The sequence below is a fragment of the Sphingomonas jinjuensis genome (assembly GCF_014197105.1).
GTDB classification, from domain to species: Bacteria; Pseudomonadota; Alphaproteobacteria; order Sphingomonadales; family Sphingomonadaceae; genus Sphingomonas; species Sphingomonas jinjuensis.
On sequence record NZ_JACIEV010000009.1, the window covers coordinates 85,968 to 108,300 of the forward strand.

Annotated in this window: 17 protein-coding genes; 7 read left to right on the top strand and 10 right to left on the bottom strand. The window is 66.4% G+C overall.

Annotated features, from left to right (window positions below):
* Positions 1 to 258 precede the first annotated feature (258 nt).
* Positions 259 to 3,225, top strand: coding sequence for a site-specific integrase (locus tag GGQ80_RS14730; RefSeq protein WP_183986186.1), 2,967 nt, complete (start codon positions 259 to 261; stop codon positions 3,223 to 3,225).
* A 190-nt stretch (positions 3,226 to 3,415) separates the two neighbouring features.
* Here GGQ80_RS14730 and GGQ80_RS14735 read toward each other — a convergent pair whose 3' ends face one another.
* A complete protein-coding gene (locus GGQ80_RS14735) occupies positions 3,416 to 5,497 on the bottom strand; it encodes a hypothetical protein (protein WP_221364419.1) in 2,082 nt (693 codons plus the stop codon).
* Between the two features lie 201 nt (positions 5,498 to 5,698).
* Here GGQ80_RS14735 and GGQ80_RS14740 point away from each other — a divergent pair, with 201 nt between their 5' ends.
* From GGQ80_RS14740 to GGQ80_RS14760, 5 genes are all read left to right on the top strand, one after another.
* Entirely contained in the window at positions 5,699 to 5,998 is a 300-nt protein-coding gene (locus tag GGQ80_RS14740; RefSeq protein WP_183986190.1) for a hypothetical protein, read from the top strand.
* A 155-nt stretch (positions 5,999 to 6,153) separates the two neighbouring features.
* The gene (locus tag GGQ80_RS14745) at positions 6,154 to 7,866 is read left to right on the top strand and encodes an SIR2 family protein (RefSeq protein WP_183986192.1); all 1,713 of its coding nucleotides are present in this window, start codon (positions 6,154 to 6,156) and stop codon (positions 7,864 to 7,866) included.
* 44 nt (positions 7,867 to 7,910) lie between these two features.
* Complete coding sequence (locus GGQ80_RS14750; protein ID WP_183986194.1) at positions 7,911 to 8,183, top strand: hypothetical protein; 273 nt, start codon at positions 7,911 to 7,913, stop codon at positions 8,181 to 8,183.
* Between the two features lie 130 nt (positions 8,184 to 8,313).
* On the top strand, positions 8,314 to 8,502 hold the full coding sequence (locus tag GGQ80_RS14755; RefSeq protein ID WP_183986196.1) for a hypothetical protein: 189 nt from the start codon (positions 8,314 to 8,316) through the stop codon (positions 8,500 to 8,502).
* A 480-nt stretch (positions 8,503 to 8,982) separates the two neighbouring features.
* Positions 8,983 to 9,699, top strand: a complete 717-nt coding sequence (locus GGQ80_RS14760) for a hypothetical protein (RefSeq protein ID WP_183986198.1) — start codon at positions 8,983 to 8,985, stop codon at positions 9,697 to 9,699.
* A 1,063-nt stretch (positions 9,700 to 10,762) separates the two neighbouring features.
* Here GGQ80_RS14760 and GGQ80_RS14765 read toward each other — a convergent pair.
* The 6 genes from GGQ80_RS14765 to GGQ80_RS14790 all read right to left on the bottom strand — a co-directional run bounded on the left by GGQ80_RS14765 (position 10,763) and on the right by GGQ80_RS14790 (position 15,689).
* Positions 10,763 to 12,493, bottom strand: coding sequence for a hypothetical protein (locus GGQ80_RS14765; RefSeq protein WP_221364420.1), 1,731 nt, complete (start codon positions 12,491 to 12,493; stop codon positions 10,763 to 10,765).
* Between the two features lie 174 nt (positions 12,494 to 12,667).
* Positions 12,668 to 13,024, bottom strand: coding sequence for a hypothetical protein (locus GGQ80_RS14770; protein WP_183986202.1), 357 nt, complete (start codon positions 13,022 to 13,024; stop codon positions 12,668 to 12,670).
* A 6-nt stretch (positions 13,025 to 13,030) separates the two neighbouring features.
* Positions 13,031 to 13,684 carry a hypothetical protein gene (locus GGQ80_RS14775; protein WP_221364421.1) on the bottom strand — a complete coding sequence of 218 codons (654 nt, stop codon included), beginning with the start codon at positions 13,682 to 13,684 and terminating at the stop codon, positions 13,031 to 13,033.
* A gap of 160 nt (positions 13,685 to 13,844) precedes the next feature.
* Complete coding sequence (locus tag GGQ80_RS18340) at positions 13,845 to 14,063, bottom strand: hypothetical protein (protein ID WP_221364422.1); 219 nt, start codon at positions 14,061 to 14,063, stop codon at positions 13,845 to 13,847.
* Between the two features lie 112 nt (positions 14,064 to 14,175).
* Positions 14,176 to 15,069, bottom strand: coding sequence for a 3'-5' exonuclease (locus tag GGQ80_RS14785; RefSeq protein ID WP_183986208.1), 894 nt, complete (start codon positions 15,067 to 15,069; stop codon positions 14,176 to 14,178).
* Positions 15,069 to 15,689, bottom strand: a complete 621-nt coding sequence (locus tag GGQ80_RS14790; protein ID WP_183986210.1) for a histidine kinase dimerization/phosphoacceptor domain -containing protein — start codon at positions 15,687 to 15,689, stop codon at positions 15,069 to 15,071. Before GGQ80_RS14790 ends, GGQ80_RS14785 begins: the two co-directional genes overlap by 1 nt.
* Before the next feature lie 101 nt (positions 15,690 to 15,790).
* Between GGQ80_RS14790 and GGQ80_RS14795 the strand changes: the two genes are divergently transcribed.
* On the top strand, positions 15,791 to 17,506 hold the full coding sequence (locus GGQ80_RS14795; protein ID WP_183986212.1) for a hypothetical protein: 1,716 nt from the start codon (positions 15,791 to 15,793) through the stop codon (positions 17,504 to 17,506).
* Between the two features lie 73 nt (positions 17,507 to 17,579).
* Here GGQ80_RS14795 and GGQ80_RS14800 read toward each other — a convergent pair whose 3' ends face one another.
* The 3 genes from GGQ80_RS14800 to GGQ80_RS14810 form a co-directional block, all read right to left on the bottom strand.
* Positions 17,580 to 19,232, bottom strand: coding sequence for a recombinase family protein (locus tag GGQ80_RS14800; RefSeq protein WP_183986214.1), 1,653 nt, complete (start codon positions 19,230 to 19,232; stop codon positions 17,580 to 17,582).
* A 749-nt stretch (positions 19,233 to 19,981) separates the two neighbouring features.
* Positions 19,982 to 21,147 (bottom strand): IS3 family transposase gene (locus GGQ80_RS14805; protein WP_183986216.1). Its coding sequence is split into 2 segments (ribosomal slippage): positions 19,982 to 20,895 and positions 20,895 to 21,147, totalling 1,167 coding nucleotides; the frame shifts between segments, so codons are not numbered across the junction.
* 444 nt (positions 21,148 to 21,591) lie between these two features.
* The gene (locus GGQ80_RS14810) at positions 21,592 to 22,320 is read right to left on the bottom strand and encodes an SDR family NAD(P)-dependent oxidoreductase (RefSeq protein WP_183986218.1); all 729 of its coding nucleotides are present in this window, start codon (positions 22,318 to 22,320) and stop codon (positions 21,592 to 21,594) included.
* Positions 22,321 to 22,333 lie beyond the last annotated feature (13 nt).

Here is a 22,333-nt window from a genome sequence, read left to right on the forward strand (position 1 = left end):
AACTCAGGCACCCGGAAGCGGAGGGCGGCCCTCCTTGGGTAACCCTGCTCAGGGGGGCGATCCGCTACCGCGTGGCCGATCTGGACGAGTGGCTCGCCGCGCGCGTCACCGGCCGCACCCACCCGCGCTGCGCCGACTGCCCGCTCAACCGCAAGGACCGAGGCTGACGACGCGCGGAGCGACGTCGTCAGCAGAGGATCCACAATCGTGGCGCCAGCCGGCCGCCGCGCTTCCCGACACCGCAGAAGGAGAAATGCGATGAACAAGATCACGGCCATGAACGGAGCCCCGGCGTCAGGCGAGGCGCTCGACACGCCGCAGCGCGGCAAGCTCGGCTGGCTGATGCGTGCCGCCAAGCCCGCGCTGGAGGCGGCCTGCGCCGAGATCGACGCCGGCTTCATAGGTGGTGACGATACGAACCTCGAACCCCGCGTCCTTCGCAAGCTGGACGCCTATCGGGCCTGGATTCTCGAACACGGGCTTCGGCCGCCGGTCACCAACAACAGCGTCGCAGCGAACCACGTCCTCCGGTACATCGGCCATCCCAAGGCGACGAGGACCGATGCGATCCGCACGGCCATCCGTGGCCTCGAGGATCTGCTACCCGACGCGGGCGAGGCCTTCCGGGGAAGCGACGCCGATCCGGTGGACCTCCTCATCGGCATCCACGTCGCCGAGATGAGGGAACGCGAGTACGGCCTTCCACGGAACGGCCCGAGCGGGCGCTACAGCTGGCGCAGCGCGGCAAAGGACATCGGTTGCAAACCAAAGGACCTGAACGAGAAGCGCAAGGCGTACCTCCGCGCGGTGGACAAGGAAATCGGCGTCCCCGGCATCTCGGTCGACCTCCCTAAATCGCACTGGGACAAGACCGCGCGGAACCCAGCGGTCCCCGCCCTTCTGGCCGCCGAGTTCAAGCGTCGGCGGGGGGAGATGCCGGCCGATCCGCTCCACCCCACGATGCTCGACGCCGTCGAGATCGCGGAGGGTGCGGGTGTGACCGCCCGGGACATCACGGGAGGCCCGCTCGCGGCCCAGCACCGCGAGGCGATGGAGGAGGCCCGCGACGGGAAACCGCTCGTTCCCAACCCCTTTCTGGCGGCGCGGCGGTTCACCTACCGCGATATGAAGGAGTGGGGTCGCACGGCGCGGCAGGCAGAGGCCAAGGAGGCCGGCTACGCCGATCCACTGCAGGCGGGGAGCGCGACGGTCATGGCGCTCACGCGGTTCCTGACGCTGGCGAGACTGGGCGGCAAGGTCGGCGACACGGTGCCCCTGGACTTTCCGGACCGCGTGCGCCGCGCCATCGCCTCGCGCCCCGACGGGTTCGGCTCGGGATGGGAAACGCAGATCAAGCGCTGGATTGGCTACTTCGACGCCATGCGCTCGGATCGTCCGCTGCCGACGACATTCGCGACCGCGATCAAGGTCCTGGCGGCAGAGGCGAACGTCAGCGCGTATCAGATCATCAAGGCCGCGGGTGCACGCGCCAACGCGTGGCTGCACGGCCTGTCGTATCCGACCGTCGAGTCGGACGTTCACGTCCGAGCGCTTGAGGCGTTGCTGCGCGTGAAGCCCGACACGCTGTCGCGTCTGCTGAAGAGCGAGTGGAGGTCGAGCCGCCTGGCAGTGAACCTCGGCGAGCATGGTCTGTCCGGCGTGTCGCGCGCGCTGCCCGCCGACATCACGACCAAATCGCCCGAGGAGCAGCTCGCCATCGCCAAGGCGAAATGGGAGCGGCACGTCCGCCAGGAGACGGAATACGCAAAGCGGCTCTCGAGTCAGATCCGCGACCGCTACCGCCTTCCGTTCAACGAATGGCCCAAGGCGATGCAGGACGCCTGGAAGGATCAGACGCCCGAACTGAACGTGGTGCGGCCCTACCGCGAAGCGGACCTGCGGTTGCCCGGCGCCCGCCCCACCAAGGCGGAGCGCTCGAATGCATCGAAGGACGAGGATCGCTCCTGGCGGCCGCTCACCGAGAGGATGGGGGAACGCATGTGCGGCTACTTCTTCGGGTTCCTGGTCAGGCCGCGGGTGGAGGAAGCCGATTCCTCGAAAGGGTCTGCCGCCGATCCCAACGGGTTCAGCGTGGAGCTGGGACTCGACATGCCCCTCGACCTGATCCACCCCGTCATCTTCGTGGTCCTCGATCTCCTGACCGGCTTCGCGCATTGGAAGAAGCGGCGGTCGGGCGGAAGGTTCGCCCCGACCGTCGCGCAGACCCTGCAGCACGCCGCCGATTTCCTGAAACCCGGGAGCGGCATCGTCTGGAAGAACGAGTACAAGAAGGAACTCAGGACGATCAAGGAGTGGCTGGACGCGGGCGGAGCCAAGCTCGACCAAGGCGAGGTCTTCCTGGACATCGACGCCTTCGAGGAGGACTGGCAGGCAGCCGTCACCGCCGCGCACGCCTATCTGCTCGAGGACATCGAGGAGATGAAGCCCGGCGATCCGAAGCGCAAGAAGCTGCGGCAACCGTTCGTTCCGATCAGGGGATACCTCGACGAGCACGATCCGATGGTCCCCTACATGGCGGACGTGCGCCGCATGCTCGAGGCGAGGCCGCTCGGAATGGTCGACCGACACCTGCACGGCCGTAACGCCATACTGACGCTCATCGTCGTCCAGACCGGCCTCAGGGCCGCCACGCTGCTCCTGACCGTCTCAGGTGAGGAGCCGACGCTCAGGCGCGAGAAGCTCAAGAACGGCACCGTGCGTTGGCGGATCCTCATCCCGGCCAGCCGCTTCAAGAACTTCAGCAGCCCGTTCTTCGCAGATGATCAGCCCTACGACTTCGTCCTGGACGACGAGTGCGACCTCTACGGGCGGCTGGACGAATACATGGCGCGGGGGCGGCCGTATCTGCTCAAGGGCCGCGCGTCCGACGCGCTGTTCATCGGGGTCGGCGGAAAGGACCTGACCGCCGCCGGGCTCAGCAACGTCTATCGGACCCTGACCGGCATGCACTTCGTGCGCAATTCCGATGCGGACTCCGGCACGGAGAAGGTGTTGCCGCACGGGTTGCACGCGGTCAGGCACATCATCGCCACGTCGCTGTTGCGCACCACCGGCGACATCTACGTCGCGGCATGGGCGATCCAGGACACCGCCCGCACCGTGGAGCAGCATTACGTCGACTTCCTGCCGAAGAACAAGGTGGCGCTCGCGATCGAGCACCTGCGCAGGTCTCGCGCGGCACCGGCGCTAGCGCACGCCGCGTGAGCCATGCGGTAGGTCCCGCGCGGAACGATGCTGAATGCCTGCCGCGGGCTGCCGCGCGGGGCAATCGCCGAGCAGGAACACCCGGTCGATCACGCACCGAACCTGTCCAGACCTTCGCATGAACGGAGATCACGTCGGCGGGATCCCGGATGCCTCCACATCGGCACGGTAGGCGGCCGATACAACGCGCTCAATCAGCCGACCCGCCTACACCGAGTTCCGCCAGAATGGCTTGATAGCCACCCGCCTCCTCGCGCGTGAGGTTGCCCCGCGCCGGGCTGCCGATCGTGAACCGACCGCCTGACGGCTTCGGGTATTGGGTCTCCTCCCATCCAAGCCGGTCGAGGAAGCGCCTCAACGGCCAGGGATCCGCCATGGCCGCATCGAAGCGGTCCGACGCTTCGCGCTCGTTCTCATAGAGCCGCTCAACGCGCGTCACGACCCGCTTGCCGGCTTTGACCGCAGCACCCGCCTCCATGACCGGTCCGCGAAGATAGGACAGGAGGAAATCGGAATGCACGACGCGGCAACCGTCGACTCGGAGCGAGAAACCCGCCCCAATGTTGAGGACGACCAGCGGATGCACGCCCATCGACGCCGCCTCGGCCTCGTCGATGCCCAGGGCTTCCGCGACGACGTCCGGACGCCACCCGAGCTCTTCCGCCCGCATGCGGGCCTGCCTAGCCGCGTCGGGCAGCTTCTGCCGGTAGAAGCGGTCCCACTGATGCGGGTCGGCCGGTGTCAGAAAGCACTTCACCTCACCTACGAAGACGCGATCGCCGAGTCTGAACAGCAGATCAACCTGGTGCGGGAAGACCGTCGAGCGCTCTACCTCGCGCTCCGCCACCCGAGCCGTGCGAAAAGCCGGATTGCCCCGGACTACTTCGGCGCAGCGACGGCGCAGATCGGCCTCGAAGACATCCCCGCGGTGTTCGAGCGCGTCGTCGTCGATCCCGCCGCGCTCGAGCCAAGCCTCCACGCGATACAGCATCGCTCCGATTTCGAAGACCGTGATGGGAATGAACAGCACCTCCTCCTGCGGCACCGCCACCAGAGGGAAGGCCCAGAGCCCACGGTCCCCTTTGCGGGGCGACCGCCCCGGACGCGCGCCCGGATCGACCGGGCCGAACGCGTCTCCGCTCGCGACATGGAACGTCAGGAAGGCGATGATCGCGTCCGCCGTCTCCTCCCGCACGCCCAACACCCTGGCCAACGTTCCGACCAGTTCGTGGCGGCGAACCGCGGCCGCCCAGCCGCTGGATGTACGGAAACCCGGCATCTTCTTCGGCAACTTCAAGAGCTGGCGTCCCGCATCGCCGATAACCCACCAGGCATCGGCTAGCAGCGAAGCCGTCAAGCCCGGTGCGAGCGGCATGTCCTGATCGAGAAAGCAGGCAAGATAGCTCCGCTCCAGCGTCCGACGCGCAATGGCCGCAAAGGGCGGTCTGTTGGACAGGCATTCCCGTCGACCGACTACCAGCCTGGAACCCCTCGGCGTCGCCCGCGCGGCGATCACCGAGCGTCGTGGCAGACGAGCGCGCCGCTCCATGGGCGTAAGCCTGGGCCATTCATCGCGGACTTCGAGCGCGGCCGTGATGACGTCGGTCTCCGCACGTGCCTGCCATGCATGCTGAAGCCGGGCGAGAGCAGGATCGCGCGGCTGCCAGGCGTCGACCTCCCCGGTTTCAAGGCGAGCGCCTAGATGAAGCGCCTTGTCGAACTGGTTCTTGAGGACTGCCCTCAGGGAGTAGTAGCGGAGCGCCGATCCGACGACGCCGATGACCTGGTCGCCGGGAACGTCGCGCGCGTCGGGCGCTTCGAGGGAGCGGGCGTCGAAGAGCCACGACACGAGCGCCTCGATCCCGGCCTCGCCGAAGTCGCTCTGGCTCAGCTCCTGTCCATCCACGTTGGCGTACGGGAGATGCGAGAAGTAGTCGAAGCTGACCATATCGTCGGTTTCAAGCGAGCGCTGGCGGTCCCGTACCGCTTGCTGCGCCTTCAGCTGCTCCAAGTTGGACGCGGCCACGCCCAGCATGACCGCCTGAGTGGACGACATTCCCGGGAATGGTTCGGGGAGCGACGCCTCCAGCGCGCGCATCTCCCGCGCAGTCCAGAGTGCCGCGGCGAGAAGCGCGTGATCATCGTCGCCTGCGTCTGCGCAGGAGGCGAGCGCATCGGACCAGGAATCCGGCTCGAACCGCCGCGCGGCGGGCGTGACCAGTCGGCGCGCTGCGCGCCGGAACGGGGTCTCGATTTTGGGATAATCAACCATCACGTGCAGATAGTGCGGCGGTGCCGGAAGGGCATCCGGCCGACACGCCACCCCGACGGAAATTCCGATCGTGGGCATTTGGAACCCGCCTGCAAAGCACCCATATTCTGAATGCGACCCACCGGTGGACGGTTAGGCCGCCAAGGATGGGACGACCGCGACCCGCCAAAGCCCCTTCAGTCGCGGCCACTAGGAGTTTGCATGCCAGTCGACCCCGTATCATTCGAGGGACTCTTCAATATGGTCCACGCCCACATCGGTCAGGCAAGCTACGCAGCCGGACGGACCGCAATGAAGGACAACAACTTCGACGCTCCAGGTGAGCTCGCCCGCGGCCCGCTTCGGGCGCTCCAGTTCGCCGTCGCCTACCTGGTGAACGAGGGCGAACTCGATCATTCGTTCAACGAGAGGGCGGACGCGGTGACCTCGACGCAGGACGCCCACGCGCTGCTCTCCGAGATCAACCGCGAAGCACGAGGTCATGTTCTCGGGACACGCTGATCCCGCTGATCACCGATTTCGCACCATCGGCGGACTGCATCATCCGCTCCAAATCGCGCGACGCCGCGCGGCGCAAGCCAGATCGAAGAGGCGAAGACAGGCCATAAACACGGAGCTTTCTTTTGCTTGAGCCCGAAACCCGCCTAGCGTTCTCCATGGTCGAGAACCCGGGCGTCTACGCCCTGCTGCTCGGGTCCGGCATCTCGCGTGCAGCGGAGATCCCGACAGGGTGGGACATCACGGTCGATCTCGTCCGGCGCATAGCGGCGGCCGAAGGTGTCACGGAAGAGCAGGATTGGGCGGCGTGGCATAAGGTACGCTTCGGCAACTCCCCCGGCTATTCCTCCCTGCTCGACGCGCTGTCGGTGACGCCTGCGGAACGCCGGGCCGTGTTGCACCAGTACATCGAGCCGACCGCCGATGACCTGGAGGCCGGTCGCCGCGTCCCGACCAAGGCTCACCACGCGATCGCGCGGCTGGTGCGCGACGGCTTCGTCCGGGTGATCGTGACCACCAACTTCGACCGACTGCTCGAGACGGCTCTGAAGTCGGTCGGCGTGGAGCCGGTGGTGATCAAGTCCACCGACGATCTGGCCGGCGCGAGCCCGCTTCCGCACTGCCGCTGCTTCATCCTGAAGCTGCACGGTGACTACCTGGATAATCGCATCCTCAACACGGATCAGGAGCTCGCCTCCTATCCGCCGGAATACGATGACCTGCTCGACCGCATCCTCGATGAGTACGGCCTGCTTGTCGCGGGTTGGTCCGGCGATTGGGATCCCGCACTCCGAGCCGCGATCTCGCGCGCTCCGAACAGGCGGTATCCAACCTGGTGGGCTGCGCGTGGCGAACCGAGCGTCGCCGCCGGTGAACTGCTGACCGCCCGCGCCGCGACGCTCGTGACCGTGGCGGACGCCGACTCCTTCTTCGACAAGTTGGCTGACTCGGTCGACGTCCTTGCCAAGTCCCTTAGACCGGCACCCGACACGATCGAGCTGCTGCTCACCTCCACGAAGCGGAATCTCGCCTCTGCCGAACGCCGCATCGACCTGGCGGACGCCATAGCAGGGCAGAGCGAGAAGATCGTCCGACGCCTCCGCAGCGACGAGTTCCCCGTCGCCGTGCAAGTCACAAAGGACGTTCTCGTCGAGCGCTGGCGAGCGATCGAGGGCATGTCGGAGCCCCTCGCACGCATGGCCGGACTGGCGGGCCGCTGGGGCGACGGATCTGAGTTCGCCCATTTGGAGCACGTGGTGCGGGCATTGACCGACAACCGGCCGGGCAACGGAAACACCGCACTGATCGGGCTCGTGTCCTACCCCGCTTACCTCACCTTCCTCACCTACGCGCTCGGACTGACAAAGGCGGAGCGCTTCGAAGAACTCTTTCGCTGGCTCACCATGCCGATCCCTTGGTCGCAGCGACAGCCGACCGTTGCCGCGAACTCGCTCTTCATGTCCTTCTGGCACGACACCGAGCCGGACTGGTGGAAGTATTGGCCAGGCCTGGAGAATCGTCGGACGCCCTGGGCCGACCATCTGGTCGACGTCGCAGTGCCCTGGTCGCGCGATTACGCCCTCCTCGGCGACGCCGCGCTGGAGAACTACCACACGCTCGAGCTTCTCGGCGGGATCGCCGCTTTGACCGATCAGGACGAGGAACGCCTCGTCAACCTGCAGGACTTCACCTGGATGCCGTTCGGTCAGACCATGTGGAAATCCGATACGCGCGTCCGCATCCTCGAACGCCCGGCGCGGCCGGAAGTCCAGAACCAACTCCTCGGCGCCGGCTTCTCCCGGGGGTCCGCCGGGCATTGGGCGGGCGTGGTCCGCAACATGGACTTCCTCTCATGGAAGGTCGGCTGGTGAACAACGTTCCGCACCCGATGGCGATCATCCGCAAGGAGCATTAGATGCTGGCGCTCCTGTCGGTGCTGGACGGCGGCTTCGGGCCATCCTCGAACGACGAGGTCCTCGCAGTATATCTGAGCGCGGTCGGGCTCGCATGTTCCCGTCGCGATCTGCAGGAGCGGCTCGAGGAACTCGCGAGAGCCGGCCTTGTCAGTCTGAGCCGGCGGGAGGCGCTCTGCGTCGTCGAGCTATCGCGAGACGGTAGCGACGTCGCCCAAGGGCTGGTCGAGCACGAAGGCGTCGCTCGCGGCTCAACAGACTGCCCGTATCGCTGAACAGAGGGTAGAAGACACCCGCCGCTGCATTAGGCGCACTCGAACCGAATTCATAAACTCTTATGGTTCAGAGATTTGATGAGGGGGTGGTGACATCTTAGTCGATGCTCGTAGCCGGCAGGGAGGACTCATGATGGATATCGTTCGACCAAGCGACGTCGACGTGATCAACCTAGCTACGCTGAACATCTCGAAGCCGCAGCCGGGAATGCGGGCCGCAAGTCACGGAGGTGGTTCCTCTACTTCGGCACGATTCCCCCGGCTGTTCGAGGAGGTGAATTTCCTCGACCTTGACGGCCGGGTGACTGGCTCGATGTAGGGGTGCAAACGATTTGCATCTCGGCAACCCAAGGCAACTCTTCGCAACTTTATCGCACAGATCCCTGACCGCGTATCAATTTTTCGCCTAACGTATTGATTTTACACGAATCTCTTTTCCTTCAAACCTGTGATTGAAGGTCGACAACCATCGGTCGGGAAAAAGCACTCTAATGACAAATACCATTGTTTTAGAGTGGGTTGTTAAGAACCGCCAAAATGTCTTAGGTGGAAATCCGTCCCCGAGGCATTTCACACCGACGAAAACCACGTTTTCAGGATGGTGGAAGTCTGATCGAGCCGACGTCGCGCGGCGCGATGCCAAGATAATTCGTCCGGCACTTCAGCCGGAGCTGCACGTCAGGTTCTGCCCGCGCCGCAGAGAGCGCCGCAAACGGTCGGCGACAATTCGCTGCGCCCAGACGACCCGATCGAGCCGGCTCCGAGCATATTCGCCTTGCGGTCCGGAGCTCAGACCATCATGAGCAATGACGAACTCGAAATGTGCCTAAGCGCCTTCTGCAGCGCGACCAGGATCGGGATCGAAGAAGTGCGCGCGTTCTTACTCGAACACGGCGAAGCCGTCAGGCGACTTGGAAGACCAGACACCATCCGATGCGAGCTAGCAACGTCGCACGAGGATGGCGTCGTATCGGTCGGCTGCGCCTTTCAGAATTGCAGCGCGGACCGGTACAGTGTCGAGATAGCCGCGACCGGCTGCTCGGGCTTAGGGTCCGTGCAGCCGGAAGTTCGAACTGTCGTCCATGCTTTCAGGCTAGCCGGACTGCTTCTCACCGATCTCGGCACGCCGACCTGGCTGGACTGCGCCCGGCAAGTAATCATTTCCGTGAGCAACCTGGAAGCCAAGCGCAGGATCCCACTGGCGGCAGATGCCCCTGACCATGTGACGAAGAAGGAGATGCTCGCTTGGGTGAGGGCGCAGGCGGCCGGCATCAGACGCTTTGCGGATGGGAGCGACATCATATGCCGGCTGGTCGTCGAGGAAGGGTCGAGTGCACCGGTGATCATGCTTTGGTGCGAGCGCGACGACGGCGACGTTCGCGAGGTGCAGTTCTTCTCCTCGGGTGTCGCCTATCTGGGCAACACAACGTGCGATCTACCAGACCTCGCGTTCGCAAGCGCGATGGCCTCCTTGCTGCTCAAGGAGATCTATATGCCAGTCCGCCTTACCCCGTGAGCTTGCGCTGGACCAGGACGCACAACTTGCGGGGGTCCGACACCCTTAGTGGGCCGCCAGGGGAATCGCAGGTGCAAAGAACGTAGATCCGGGGACTCACTCCGTCGCCTGGGCGCCAGTTGTCGCGCACCCAGTCTAAGCAGATCGATATCTCCGCGTCGAACGCCCTCACCGCAGCGGGCCTCCAGTTCCTCCGATCGACTATCACCTCTCGACCGAACGCCTGCAAACGCAGCAGGTCACCATCCACGATCGGCTCGGATGTGAATTGAAGGTTCGCGAACCATATCCTGGTTTCGCCCCGCGCCGTGTCTTCAGCGCGCTGAAAGACGGATCCGTATGTGCGCACGTCGCTGGGCAAACCCTGAACACTCAGAGGCAACCAGGGTCGCACGTCCAGGGCAGCGTGGGCCTGGCAGGCACGCTCGATCGTCGAGGTGACGGTCGCGCGGTCGCCTCGCTGAGGCACCTCATCTTCCCCAGCCACATACCGCCCGCGCACCGGCAACGGACCACATCCATCCCCCTCTCCGACCACATGGCCGACCGCTTGTCTGACCAGCTCACGGTCGAAGGATATGGTGGCGGGGAGCGCGCCGGGGCGACCAGCTCTGGTCTCAATCACGCGCCTCTCGATGACGGCCTTCACAAAGCGCTGTTCGAACGGACAGCCCGGATTGTGCTCGTGACGCCGACGCGTCCGATAATAGAACTCCGATCTGCCGGGCCGTGCACGCCATTCCAGGCTGGTGAGCTGTAGTCCTGGCATCTGTACAACATCGAGCGGCACGCCGCATTCGAAGCACTTCCACGGCTGCCTCTTCGCCGCATCGAGGCGTAGCTGCCACGTCCACCGCTTCCCGCCCCAGCGATTCCTTCCGTATTCCATGCCGAACCTCCGGCGGAATTGTACCATCTCGGCGATGGCGCTCGCGAGTCCCCTGTGGAAATAGTTGTGCCGACTGACCGAGCCCGCGGTCGAACAGGCAGAAGGGATGGGCGCGTTCCTTCCGCCTAGCTTCGGGACGCCCATTGATCGTTCGTAGGCAAGTCCTGCGCGCCTTCAAGCCGCGACCGTAACCGCCACGTTGGCCGCCGCATCGAAACGCCGCTCGACCGCGGACATCATTTCCTGTCCGCCCAAGCTACGGGCGACCGCGCGAAGAGGCGCCCAGATCTCAGCATCGCGACCACCTGGCTCCGAGCACAGCGCCGCGTAGACATCTGCGACCTTGGCTGCTCGCGACATCGCCAAGGCATGGAGCTCGTCGCGCAGCGTGACCGGGTCAGGCGCTGCGGAGGACAGGTCAGCATGAGCCGCGGGCGCCGTGGGGACCGCGATACAGCGCGAGCCGAGTACGGAATCAACCCCGCGGGTCGTCGTGATGAGGCGGGGACCGAAGAAATCAATGTTCTCCACTCTCCCGTTCCCCAACGTCACGGGCTTGCGCGCCGTCGAAGCCTTGTAACTCAACTTCAGGCACTGGCCGAGATCGCCGAAGCCGGAAGCCTGGGTCGACAGGCCCTCGGCGTCATCGAGCGCGACGAGACCGCCGCACTCACGCGTGAGCCGCACGAGCGCGGCCGCCGAACCCTGTCCCATCAGCACGGCGTTGAAGCCGAGCGCCACGACGGCCGCTGCGAGCTCGGACTTGCCAGAACCACGCGGCCCGACTGCCAACAAAAGCGGTAGCGCGTCGAATACACGAAAGAGGTGGGTGACGAGGACAAACGCCGAGACCACCGACAGGTCGTCCGCAACGGGCAGCACGACGCGCGAGGCGACGAAGGCGCGAACGTCGGCTGCGACATCCTCGACCGGACGGTCGCAGGGATCCACGCCTGCTGCGCGAGCCGCCGCGTAGCGCTGGATCGCATCCAGCGACCAAGATGCCTGCCGGCTCGCCTGAGGCGGCGCGGCGATGCGCGTGCCGTCGCTCAGCGCGTGGACGCGTCGCCAAGCCGGCGTACCCGGCGGCGCGCGCAGCACCTGGGGCTCCAGCACCGCACCATCGCTGCGAAGAACCAAGACCTGGTAGCTGTGAAGCAGCCCGCCATCGCCGGAGGCGGCGCGGCGGCGTTCGACGAGGTAGGGGTAAAAGGAGTAGCCGCGCGCGAACCCGCCGTGGACCGGAATGGGTGCCGCCGCGAAATCGCCCGCTCCTCCGAGGCCTTCCTCCGCTGCTACGATCCTCGCGCCGGCCGGGATCGCGGAGGCGAGAATTTCCTCAAGCCAACAGTCGTGGCGACGCGAGACCGTCAGATCGCCGTCCGCCGCCAACACTTCGACGCCGGGCGCCGCCTCCACCGGACGCCGGGCTGCGCAAAGAATGCGCGACGCGACCGCGTCGGCCAGTCCCTCGGCCAGGACGACCCGGTCCCAAGGCGCCCAGAACGACGACACGTCCCATTCATCAGGAGCCTTGTGAGGCTGCGAAGATGCCAGAACGACCACCGGGAGGCCGAGCCGAACGGCCGCCGCGCCCAGTTGCCACGCAGCGACCGGCGATCCCACGACCACGGCCGTACCGCCCGTTCCCGAGCGAACCGTGGCGGGCGCACCCGGCCCCCAAGCTACAGGATGCTCGGCACCGACCGTCACGCCCTCCAAATTGACGTAGCCGTAGCGCCGTCGACCGCCCGGGACGTCCAGCGGATAAGCGAGCACCCGCTCGACCGAAGTCCCGTCGGCGCGCAGGTATGGTTCCTTGAGCCCCAGCCCGAGCACCTCCACCTGGTCAGGCCCCAATCCCATGTCGAAAAGCCGCCCCATCGCCACGGTGTTGCGGGTCAAGTTCGAGCGCAACCGCCGGTAATTGAAGTCCGTCGACCGCCGGACAGCTGAAGTCGCCATAACTCAGTCCTTTTAGGTGTATATATACATCATAATGAGAGTTTTCACAAGCCGTTTCACAACTAGCGGAGGACCCGAAGTCATCGTCACGCCGGACAGCCTGGACGGCCAGCGTCACCCGGCCAGGCTGCGCCAATCGTGCGGGCCACACAGCCACCAGCTGCCACCACTTTCGGGCACACAGCGGCGTGGCGTCCGCGGGATCCAAGCGAGAGTGACGCCCTCCTCCCCGGACAGGAATACGATCCAATTCGCCGTCCACGCGTAGATCGGATGCACCCCGCCCCTCGCGCCCGGGCCGCCGTCGAACGCGTAGTCGAGGATCGCGAGCGCCTCGTCCCGAGCGATCGGCGACACGGCCGGGTCGTGATCGAAGTCGTCCGGCGCGCGCCGCCTGCCGATAGCGAGCGCCTCGATGCGCTCGCCGACCACCTTCTCGAACTCCTCGAGGTCCTCACGCAGGTTGCCCACGGTCGGTCAGCCCCCACGCCGGGCGGGGCTGGTGCCCGGCTCCGGGCTGATCGGCGCGTGGTCCCGCACCCACGGCATCAGCCAGGCGACGGGCTCCGCCCGGAAGGCGAGGTGCGTCCTTCCCCAGTGGGTCGCCTTCGCCCGCGTCACGCGATAGCCGCTTCCACGCAGGACGGGGTGGTCAACGATTTCATCCAGCGGACGGTCGTAAGCCGCGCTGATCACCGTGTCGGGCAGCCGGCAGCGCAGGCACAGGAAGGCCTCGCCGTTACGCGTCCTGAGCGCCGCAGCAGGCATCGTCATCCCGAGTTCCAGACAGTGCGCCCCGGCACGGACTCCCAAAGCACCGCGCGGGTCGTCATGCTCCCGTACGACGACGCCGCAGCGCAGCAGGCGCGGAAGTGTACCGGCCTCGTAGCGCCTGGCCTCACGCCCAAGACGATCTATGCTGGGAGACGTCAGCGGTGGCGGCGGTCCGCCGAGCCAGCGCCGCCACACATCGTCGGGCCGCATCGTATCGGCGAGCGCGTCGAGATCGACGCCCTCGGCGGCGCAGGCGTCGACGACCAGCAGTGAGACGAGGCGGATCATCTCGCCCGAGCATTCGCGGAACATCGCGGCGAGGCGCTCGGAGACCTCCCGCTTAAGATCGTCGAACATCTGCAGCAACCTTGCTTCGTCACACACCCGCGTGGCCACCGGGTCGTGCCAGGCGCGGACGCCATGGCGCGAGGCGACCGAGGCCTCGTCGTGTGACAGGAGGGCGGCCCGATCCGACCAAGCACTTCCTCCGTCGGGGCATTCGCCGGGGGTCCCCATCTCAGCCCCTCCGCTGCACGACGTGGAGGTCGCCATCGCTGCGGAGCGCGCCACCGGGCAGGTCTCCCTCGGCCGCGAGCGCACGCGCGGTGCCGGCACCCACTAGCGCGACGACGACGGGGTTGAGAGGGTCCAGACCTTCGCGGACGGTCGCCGCCGAGGCGAGGGCCGGTCCAAGGCGCGACGCCAGCCGCTCCACCACCTCGCCGGACGTCCGCACGCGGCACGCATGAAAGACCTCCACGACGCCCTCGGCATCGCGGATGGCGAGGGTCGCCGTGAAGAGCCGACAGGCGTCGCGGCTGCTTCCGACAGCGGGAGCTGTCGCGTCTTCACGCATGGCGCCTACCCCAGGCCATCCGATCCCACTCGGGCTCGGCGGCGAACGGATTCACGCCTGGATGGTAGATGCGCTCGGCGAGCCACTCCCGCTCGCGTTCGCGATCACGTTCGGCGATGGTACGGTGCCACACACGCCCGTCCGGATCCCAGCGGTAGCCACGGCGCTTCAGCAACCCCTTGAGCGAAATGCGGGCGCCCACCGCGCGGACGCGCCATACGTCGTCGTTCGCGTTCTCGAGGAGGTGCGCCAGCGCCGGGCGGCCGTCCGGCATGCCGTGACGCATCAGGGCGATGACAGCGTCGACGTCGGACCCTGCCGAATGCGCGTCGTGGAACCAGCCGCACTGCGACAGCAAGTGGCCGAGCTTGCGACCGTCGAAGCCGTGGGCCGGCCAGTCCACCTCCGACATGGAGCAGGCCCAGCCGGGCGCTCCGAGCTCCGGCAGCCTGCGCTCGACGAAGCGCAAGTCGAAGTTGGCGTTGTGGGCCAGGATCCACCGCGCGTCGGCGAGCAGGCTGGTCGCCAGGACGGTGTCGATCGACCTGCCCCGGACATCGTCGTCCGACAGGCTGGTGAGCCTACTGACCTCCTGAGGAATCGGCCGGCCCGGGTCCTCGCGCCACGACCAAAGGCGGCCGATCCGCGTAACCACGCCATCGGCATCGTGCCTGATCCGGCGCACCGCCAACTCGATGACCGCGTCCTCGTCCGGGTCGAAACCGGTCGTCTCGACGTCCACTACCGCGATCACTTCTCCCGCATCCGGATCGCCCAGACCGGTCGGCCCCTCGACAACCCTGAGGCGCCGCAGAACCCGCTCCTCTTCCAAGAGCGGAAGCACCTGCACGCGGCCCGCATCCCGCTCGACGACGCCCGCGTGCATCACGCGATCTCGGGCAGCGGCCGTGCGTCCGCCGCGACACGCTGGAGGACGACCTGCACGCAACCGCCGGAGGACGACCACGAGCGCGACACGGCGCCGCTCAGCCGGGCAGCGAGCCCGTCGACGATCCCCGCGCCCTGCCCCCCCGAGCGCGACCACTCGCGCGCGCCCCCGCTGTCGCTCACGGCGAGGACGGCCGCCCCTTCGTCATAGCCGTCCATCTCGACACGGATCCGACCTCCTCCCCGAGCACCGTGGCGCAGCGCGTTCCCAACGAGCTCGTGCACGATGAGCGCGACGGTCCACGCGAACTCGCCGTCCACCAGCAGCGGCGCCACCGAAACCTCGATGGCGGACGGTCCCGCCTGCGCGGCGCGCATCGCCTGGCAGAGCTGGCCGAGTACGGCGCCGAGATCGACGACCGCACCCGAGGGCCGCTCGCAAAGCAGCCGCTGGACCCGCGCGGTGGCCTCGAGCCGCCCGATGGCCATGGAGATCAGCACGTCGCCACCCGCCCGCCGCTCCGCGTGGCGCAGCGCCGCGACGGCGACCATCATGTCGTTCGCCACGCGGTGCGAATGCTCCCGCAGCAACAGACCGTGATCCACGAAGCCAGTCATGTTTCCTCCCATCCCGTTGCATGGTGCTTGTTGGTGTATATATACACCTGTGGCTATGCGTCAAGGGGCTTGGAATGCGAGGACCGAGGAACACGAAGACCGTGGCGAACAACCCGACAGTGGCGCGGTGGACGGCGGTCGCGCCGCCGAAGCCGCGCCCGGCCAGCGGCACCTACGTCACGGCGATGCAGGCGGCGGCGTTCCGATCGTACATGCAGACGCACTCGGAATCCGAGACGGCGCGGCAGCTTGGCCTGTCGCAAATCCGGACGCGGGAGTTGCTTGTCCAGTACGAGCGCAACCTCCTGCGCGACGCCGGGTTATCCCCGCCGTCGCTAAAGGAGATGCTCAAGGGGGACATCTCGACGCGCTTCCAGATCTCGCGAGACCTGCGCAATGGTCGCCCCGCCTCGCACGCCCGGGCCGTGGCGATGCCGGTGCCGGCGGTCCCCGCGACCGGCGAGGCGGCCGACGGCTGGCGTCACGTCGAGCCGCCCAGCAGCGGAGTGCGCCGCTTCGTCGTCACCTCCGCTCGCGCGGACGCCACGGTGCACGGCGGCTTCATGCGTAACCTCGAGGCTTATGCAGGCCACCACGGCGCTGAGCTCGTCGTGGCGGCGCTGGGGCCGAGATCAGGCGCCGAGCGCGGACTCGTCCGAGAGCCGATCGACTTCGCCGGCCGCCTCGACCTGCGCGCCGACATCATGCCGCCGATGGTGTCGCGCATGCCGCTGGAGGGGTTGCAGCACCTCTCGCCTGGGCGCTGGGCCGCCTTCCCCCACGCCTCGCAACAGCTCGAGAGCCTGCCCAGGATCGGCCGGCTGCCGCCACGGGTCCATCTGACCACCGGTGCGGCGACTGCCCATGGCGACCCAGCCCGAAGAACGCCAGCCCGTCTCGGCGCGCTAGTCGTCGAGATGCTGCCCGACGGGCGTGTCCTGGCGCGCACGATCTCGACCTCGGCTTCCGGCGACGGATCGTTCCACGATCTCGACGAACGCGTGTCGAAGGGCCGCGTCGCGACCGGCCTGAGGGTCGCCGGGCTAGTCGCCGGCGACCTGCACCATCCTCGCTGCGACCCGACCGTGGTGACGGCGACCTGGGGATCGAACGACGGCGACGATGGCCTCGTCGCACGGCTGCGCCCGCACGCCCAGGTGCTCCACGACGTCTGCGACATGCGCGCGCGCAGCCATCACGAGCGCCGCGACGCGCACGCGCGTTTCGCACACCACGTGCGTGGCACCGGCGACGTCAGGGCGGAGCTCGCCTCGACCGCCGCATTCCTCGAGCGCATCAGGTTGGCGGACGGGGTGACGGCCGTCGTCCATTCCAACCACGACGAGCACCTTCTGCGCTGGTTGCGCGAAGCGGATCATCGGTCCGACCTTCTCAATGCCGAGTTCCAACTCGACCGCGAACGCGCACTGCTGGCGCGGATCCGCAGCGGCGCCGACACCGACACCTTCTTCGCGGAGACGCTCAGGTCATTGTCCAAGGACGGGCTCGACGGAGTGCGGTTCCTTTCGGACGGCGACACGTTTCCGATCGGGGGTGTCGAGTGCGGAGTGCACGGTCACGCCGGTCCGGACGGCACGCGTGGTTCGGTCGGCGCGTTCGAGCGCCTCGGCATCGACATGGTGCTCGGCCATTTCCACCGCCCGCTAGCGCGCGGCGGTCTCCACGTCTCGGGCGTCTGCCAGCTCGATCTCGGCTACGCCCGCGGACCTAGCAGCTGGGCGATCGCGCACGTCGTGGTGCATCACGACGGTAGCCGGCAGCACGTCTTCCTGGACGGGGACCGTTTCGCCGCCTGAGCGCGGCGCGGGTGACGAGAAGACGGCCTCGCGCAGTCGTCGGCGATGAACGTCCTAGGCAATGCCGCCTTCGCTAGTCCGGCTGCACGTAGTCCGGCGGATCGTATCGGTCCGGCCATCTTCCGGACGGGTTGGTCGTGGTGGCCGTGGAAACCAAGAGCGGCCCCTCGCCCCAGTCCTCCCAACCGACATGCACGCACACACCGTCCTTGGTACCGAGAGTGACCCGCGGCGGGTCGGTCTGGAAGATCATCGTCGCGACGAGCTCGTGGACGGCCTCCATCACGCGGGAGCGGGCGACGAACCGGACCTCCTCATCCTTGTCGTCTAGCTTGTCCTGAAGCGCCTGGATGCGCTGGAGGTGCTCCTCTGGCGAGACGGCGCCACGTGCCTCGACCAGCCTGACCTGCAGGTTCCGGATGACCTCGTCGAGCTCGTCCATCTCGCGCGTGGCGTCCAGCCACCTCTCCTTCGGCTCCGACCGGCCGGTCTCGACGTGCAGAGTGAGGGCGATCTCGGCACGCGCCGCGGCAGCGGCCCGCGCGCGCGTCCGCTCGGCGATGTCGATCTCGATCGGACGAACGGCGTCCGGCGAGGAGAAGTGACGATCGTTCATGGCGGCGTGCAGAATGGCAGTGAGCACGCCGCCGCTCCATTGCGCGTAGTTGAAGTGGTGCCCGCTCCGGCAGCCACGTCCGCGCTGGTAGCTGTCGCAGACAAGGTAGTCCTCGTGCACCTCCGTCCCGTCGGCTCGCCGCGCGCGCCCCTTGGCGCGCAGCGTCATCCGCGACCCGCACGATCCGCAGGTCGTCAGCCCGGCGAAGAGGTTGGTGAGGCGCCTGCCCTTCCCGGCGACGCGGCGCTGCCGTCCGCCCATGGCGCGCGCGGCCGCGGCGTACAGGTCGGGATCGACGATCCTCGGATAGTAGTTGCCGACCGCGTCGCCGGCAGTCCTCCGTCGTTCGCCGCGAGGCTTTCGACCGGGCTGAAATTCGCCGAGCACGGCTGAGCCGGTGAGAATCTTCTGAATGTAGGACCCGTGCCATCCCTGCGCGCGGCCGAAGGGCTGGACGCCCTCAAGGTTGAGGTTGCGGGCGATGTGATGCTTGCCGAGACCCGCGACCGTATCTCGGAAGATGCGGCGTACGACCTCGGCCCGCTCCTCGATGACAACGAAGCGTGCCGGATTGCGCTCCACCGCCAGCCAGCCAGGCGCGCGGCTGGTGAGCACGACATGCTCGCCCCGCGCGAGACGCCCGCGCTTGGCGGCCCAGGCGGCGCTCAGCCGCGAGGCCTTCTTTTCCGACTCCTCGTTCGCGAGCTGAGCCTTCACGACGACCTCGATGATCGCCGCCATGTCGAGATTGTCGCGATGGTATCGGCGATCGCCCTCTACCGTCGCGACCGTCACGCCGAGCTCCGTCAGGCCATGCATCCATACGAACATGGTTTTGGCGTGCTCACGCGACAGGCGGTCCAGCTTCTCGGTAAGCAGGATAACGCCGTTGATATATGCGCCGGCTTCAACGTCCGCGACGAACCTGCCGAGCTGGCCGACGGCGGCATGCCTCCCCTTGAACGCCGATACGCCCTCGTCGACGAGTTCCGCGACAACGTTCCAGCCCTTCGCTGCCGCATGCGTCCGGCAGTCCTCGCGCTGGCGCTCGAGGCTGCTCCCCTTCCCCTGCTCCGCGCTTGACCAGCGAATGTAGATGACCGTGTCCAAGGCGTCGCTCGTTTCAGGTTTCACCCCTTGGGATAGCAGCCGCAACGCGGATCACGTACCCAAATCATTCGGTGGATAGAACGATCGCTGCTTGTCGCCTTCGGTATCGACAGACCGTCGATTGGTTACGAGGCGACCGGGGAAAAGCGGTTGAATCGCTGAACGGCGGACTGGGTCCGCAAGCGCAGGTTTCGTCAATGCAAGACGAGCGCGCAGCGCGATGTTCCCGACCTCGACATCTAATAAGCGAACCCCCGCTCGCGTCGACGCCGATCGGCTCCAGCCGGCGGCACTGCCTCATGTAGATGAACGAAGCGGTGCCGTCCCGAGGGCCGGGAGGTGACAACCTGTGGTAAGACAGGCGCAAGCGTTTCTAGGCTCGGGCCCTAGACATGCCCGCCCATTTCCGGGCCGAACAAATTTGGGCCGGCCTTACGATTACTTACCGATGAGGTTGTCACGCCCTCAGTACAATCGCTGGCGAACGCGGCAGACTCACGCGCGAGCGATTAATTTAACCAATCTGACAATTGGCCGAGGCGATCTTTTACCTTCGTTGCCGCGGTCATGCCCCTCTCGGCCGCCGGAGACCCAATGCCGGACGTAAAAATGGCTGATCGACGAACACATCGCTTTTGCCGTGTAGAAAGGACACATGACACCTGACGCCGACAGGAATATCCTGACGAGCGATCCTCTCGTATCGACCCGTCGGTGAGCCAAGCAAGCCCTGACGTGACCCCGGTCTTTCATCCAGCGGCGACCAGAGACCGACGGGTGTTGTCGCGCATGAGCGCAGGTGAAGCAACGGGCGGGGTTAACCCCGCCCGTTGCTGTTCGAGCCCGGCAGCGAACGCAGCCGGGGTAGCGTAGCCGAGCGAGGAGTGCGGCCGCTCGGTGTTGTAGTCGTCGACCCAGCGCGCCAGGATCGAGCGGGCCTGCCCGATGGTGAAGAACAGCGTCTCGTTGAGCAGCTCGTCGCGCATGCGACCGTTGAAGCTCTCGACGAACCCGTTCTGCATGGGCTTGCCGGGCGCGATGTAATGCCATTCGACGCCCACGTCGCCGGACCAAGCGAGCACCGCGTTCGAGGTGAGTTCGGTCCCGTTGTCGCTGACGATCATCTTCGGCCTGCCACGCTCGGCGATCAGATCGGCCAGTTCGCGCACGACCCGCCGGCCCGAGATCGACGTGTCTACCACCGCCCGCAGGCACTCGCGCGTTACGTCATCGACGATGTTGAGCACGCGGAACCGTCGGCCGGTGACGAGTTGGTCGTGTACGAAGTCCAGGCTCCAGCGCTGGTTGGGGAGCGCCAGCACCGGCGCGGGCGCCCGCGCCCCAACCGCGCGCCTTCGTCCCTTCCGGCGCCTGACCGTCAGCCCTTCCTCACGGTAGAGCCGCTGGGTCTTCTTGCGGTTGATCGTGATGCCGTCCCGGCGCAGCAGGATGTGCAGACGCCGATAGCCGAACCGCCGGCGCTGCTGCGCCAACTCGCACAGCCGCGACCGCAGGTCGCCATCATCTCCCCGACACGAGCGATACCGCATGCTCGTGCGGTTCGCCCCGACGACCATGCACGCCCGCCGCTCGCTCATCCCCAACGTCGCCTGGAGATGCGCGACCGCTTGCCGCTTCGCGGCGGGCGTCACCATTTTTTTGACAGCAGATCCTTCAGACCTGCGTTGTCGAGCATCTTGTCCGCGAGCAGCCGCTTGAGCCGTGCGTTCTCCTCCTCGAGTGACCGCAGGCGCTTTGCATCGGACACCTCCAGGCCGCCGAACTTCGCCTTCCATGCGTAGTAGGTCGCGCTCGACATACCGTGCTTGCGGCACAACTCCGTCACCACCGACCCCGCCTCGGCCTCCTTCAGGATGCCGATGATCTGTTCTTCCGAAAACTGCTTCCGCTTCATTCCGTCCGTCCCTTCCAGGGCCGGTCTCTAGTTCCAGGTGGATGAAGAAACGGGGGTCACGTCAAACCGGGCAAGCGATAGACTATGTAGCGATCGGTATCACGCGGGTCGCTGACACGCTGATTATGGAAAATTGGCACATCAATGGTTATAAGACCCTGCATCAGCCGCCCGCCCTTCCGGCGTAGTCTCCCAGAAATCGACTCCGGTCGGGACGACGGCCAGCCCATGTTCACCGTTCGTGGGCGGACGGATCAGCATTGTGCGTCCGTTGCATCGATTGTAGTTTGCGTCTCAACGATCGTGCGCTTGTCGCCCGATCCGTACCACGCAACATGAGCCGCAAACTGCCCCTTATTGGAGTTCCGGACGATCATCATTGCGAACTGCTACACCTACCCTGCCCCTCGGACCAGCCGGCGCATTTGGTCTGACAGAACCCATTCAGGAAAGTATCAATCCTCCGTCCACGTTTACTGTCTGCCCGGTCACGTAGCTGCTCTCGTTAGCGAGGAAGATAACCGTCGCGGTGATGTCAGTGGTAGTCGCAATACGTTTCATCGGCACCGCTTCGATCAATTGTTTGTGGACCTCGCTCTCTGAGCCACGTCCGCTTGCTGACGTTTCACGCAGGACCTGGCTCCACATTGCCGTGTCGACCGGGCCTGGCGCGATGGCATTGACCCTCGTCCGCGGAGCCAGGGCCAGCGCCGCTGACTGCGTCGCACTGATCAGCGCTGCCTTGCTGGCGGAATACAGGATTGCGGTCGGGCCGCCGCGCCGCCCGGACACCGAGGCGATGTTGATGATGCTCGATCCATCGCCCATGTGCGGCGCAGCGGCCTTCATCATGAGCAATGGGCCAAGCACATTCACGTCGAACACGCGCCGGAACTCGTCCTTGTCGATGGCCGCAAGGCCATCGCGGACGAACACGCCGACCGCGTTGACCAGCAGGTCGATCCGACCGGCATCGGCGACGATCCGCGCCACGGCGGCGTCGACCGCTTCGGGACTGGTCACATCGAGCGCGATGGCACGTTCGCCCTCCACTTCGCGAAAATCAAGCCGCCAGACCCGGTCTCCCCGGCGCGAGAGCGTATCGCAGATCTCTCGCCCGATACCGCCCGCCGCGCCCGTTACGACAACGATGCGCGACACTTCATAGCTCATGAGAGACTACCTT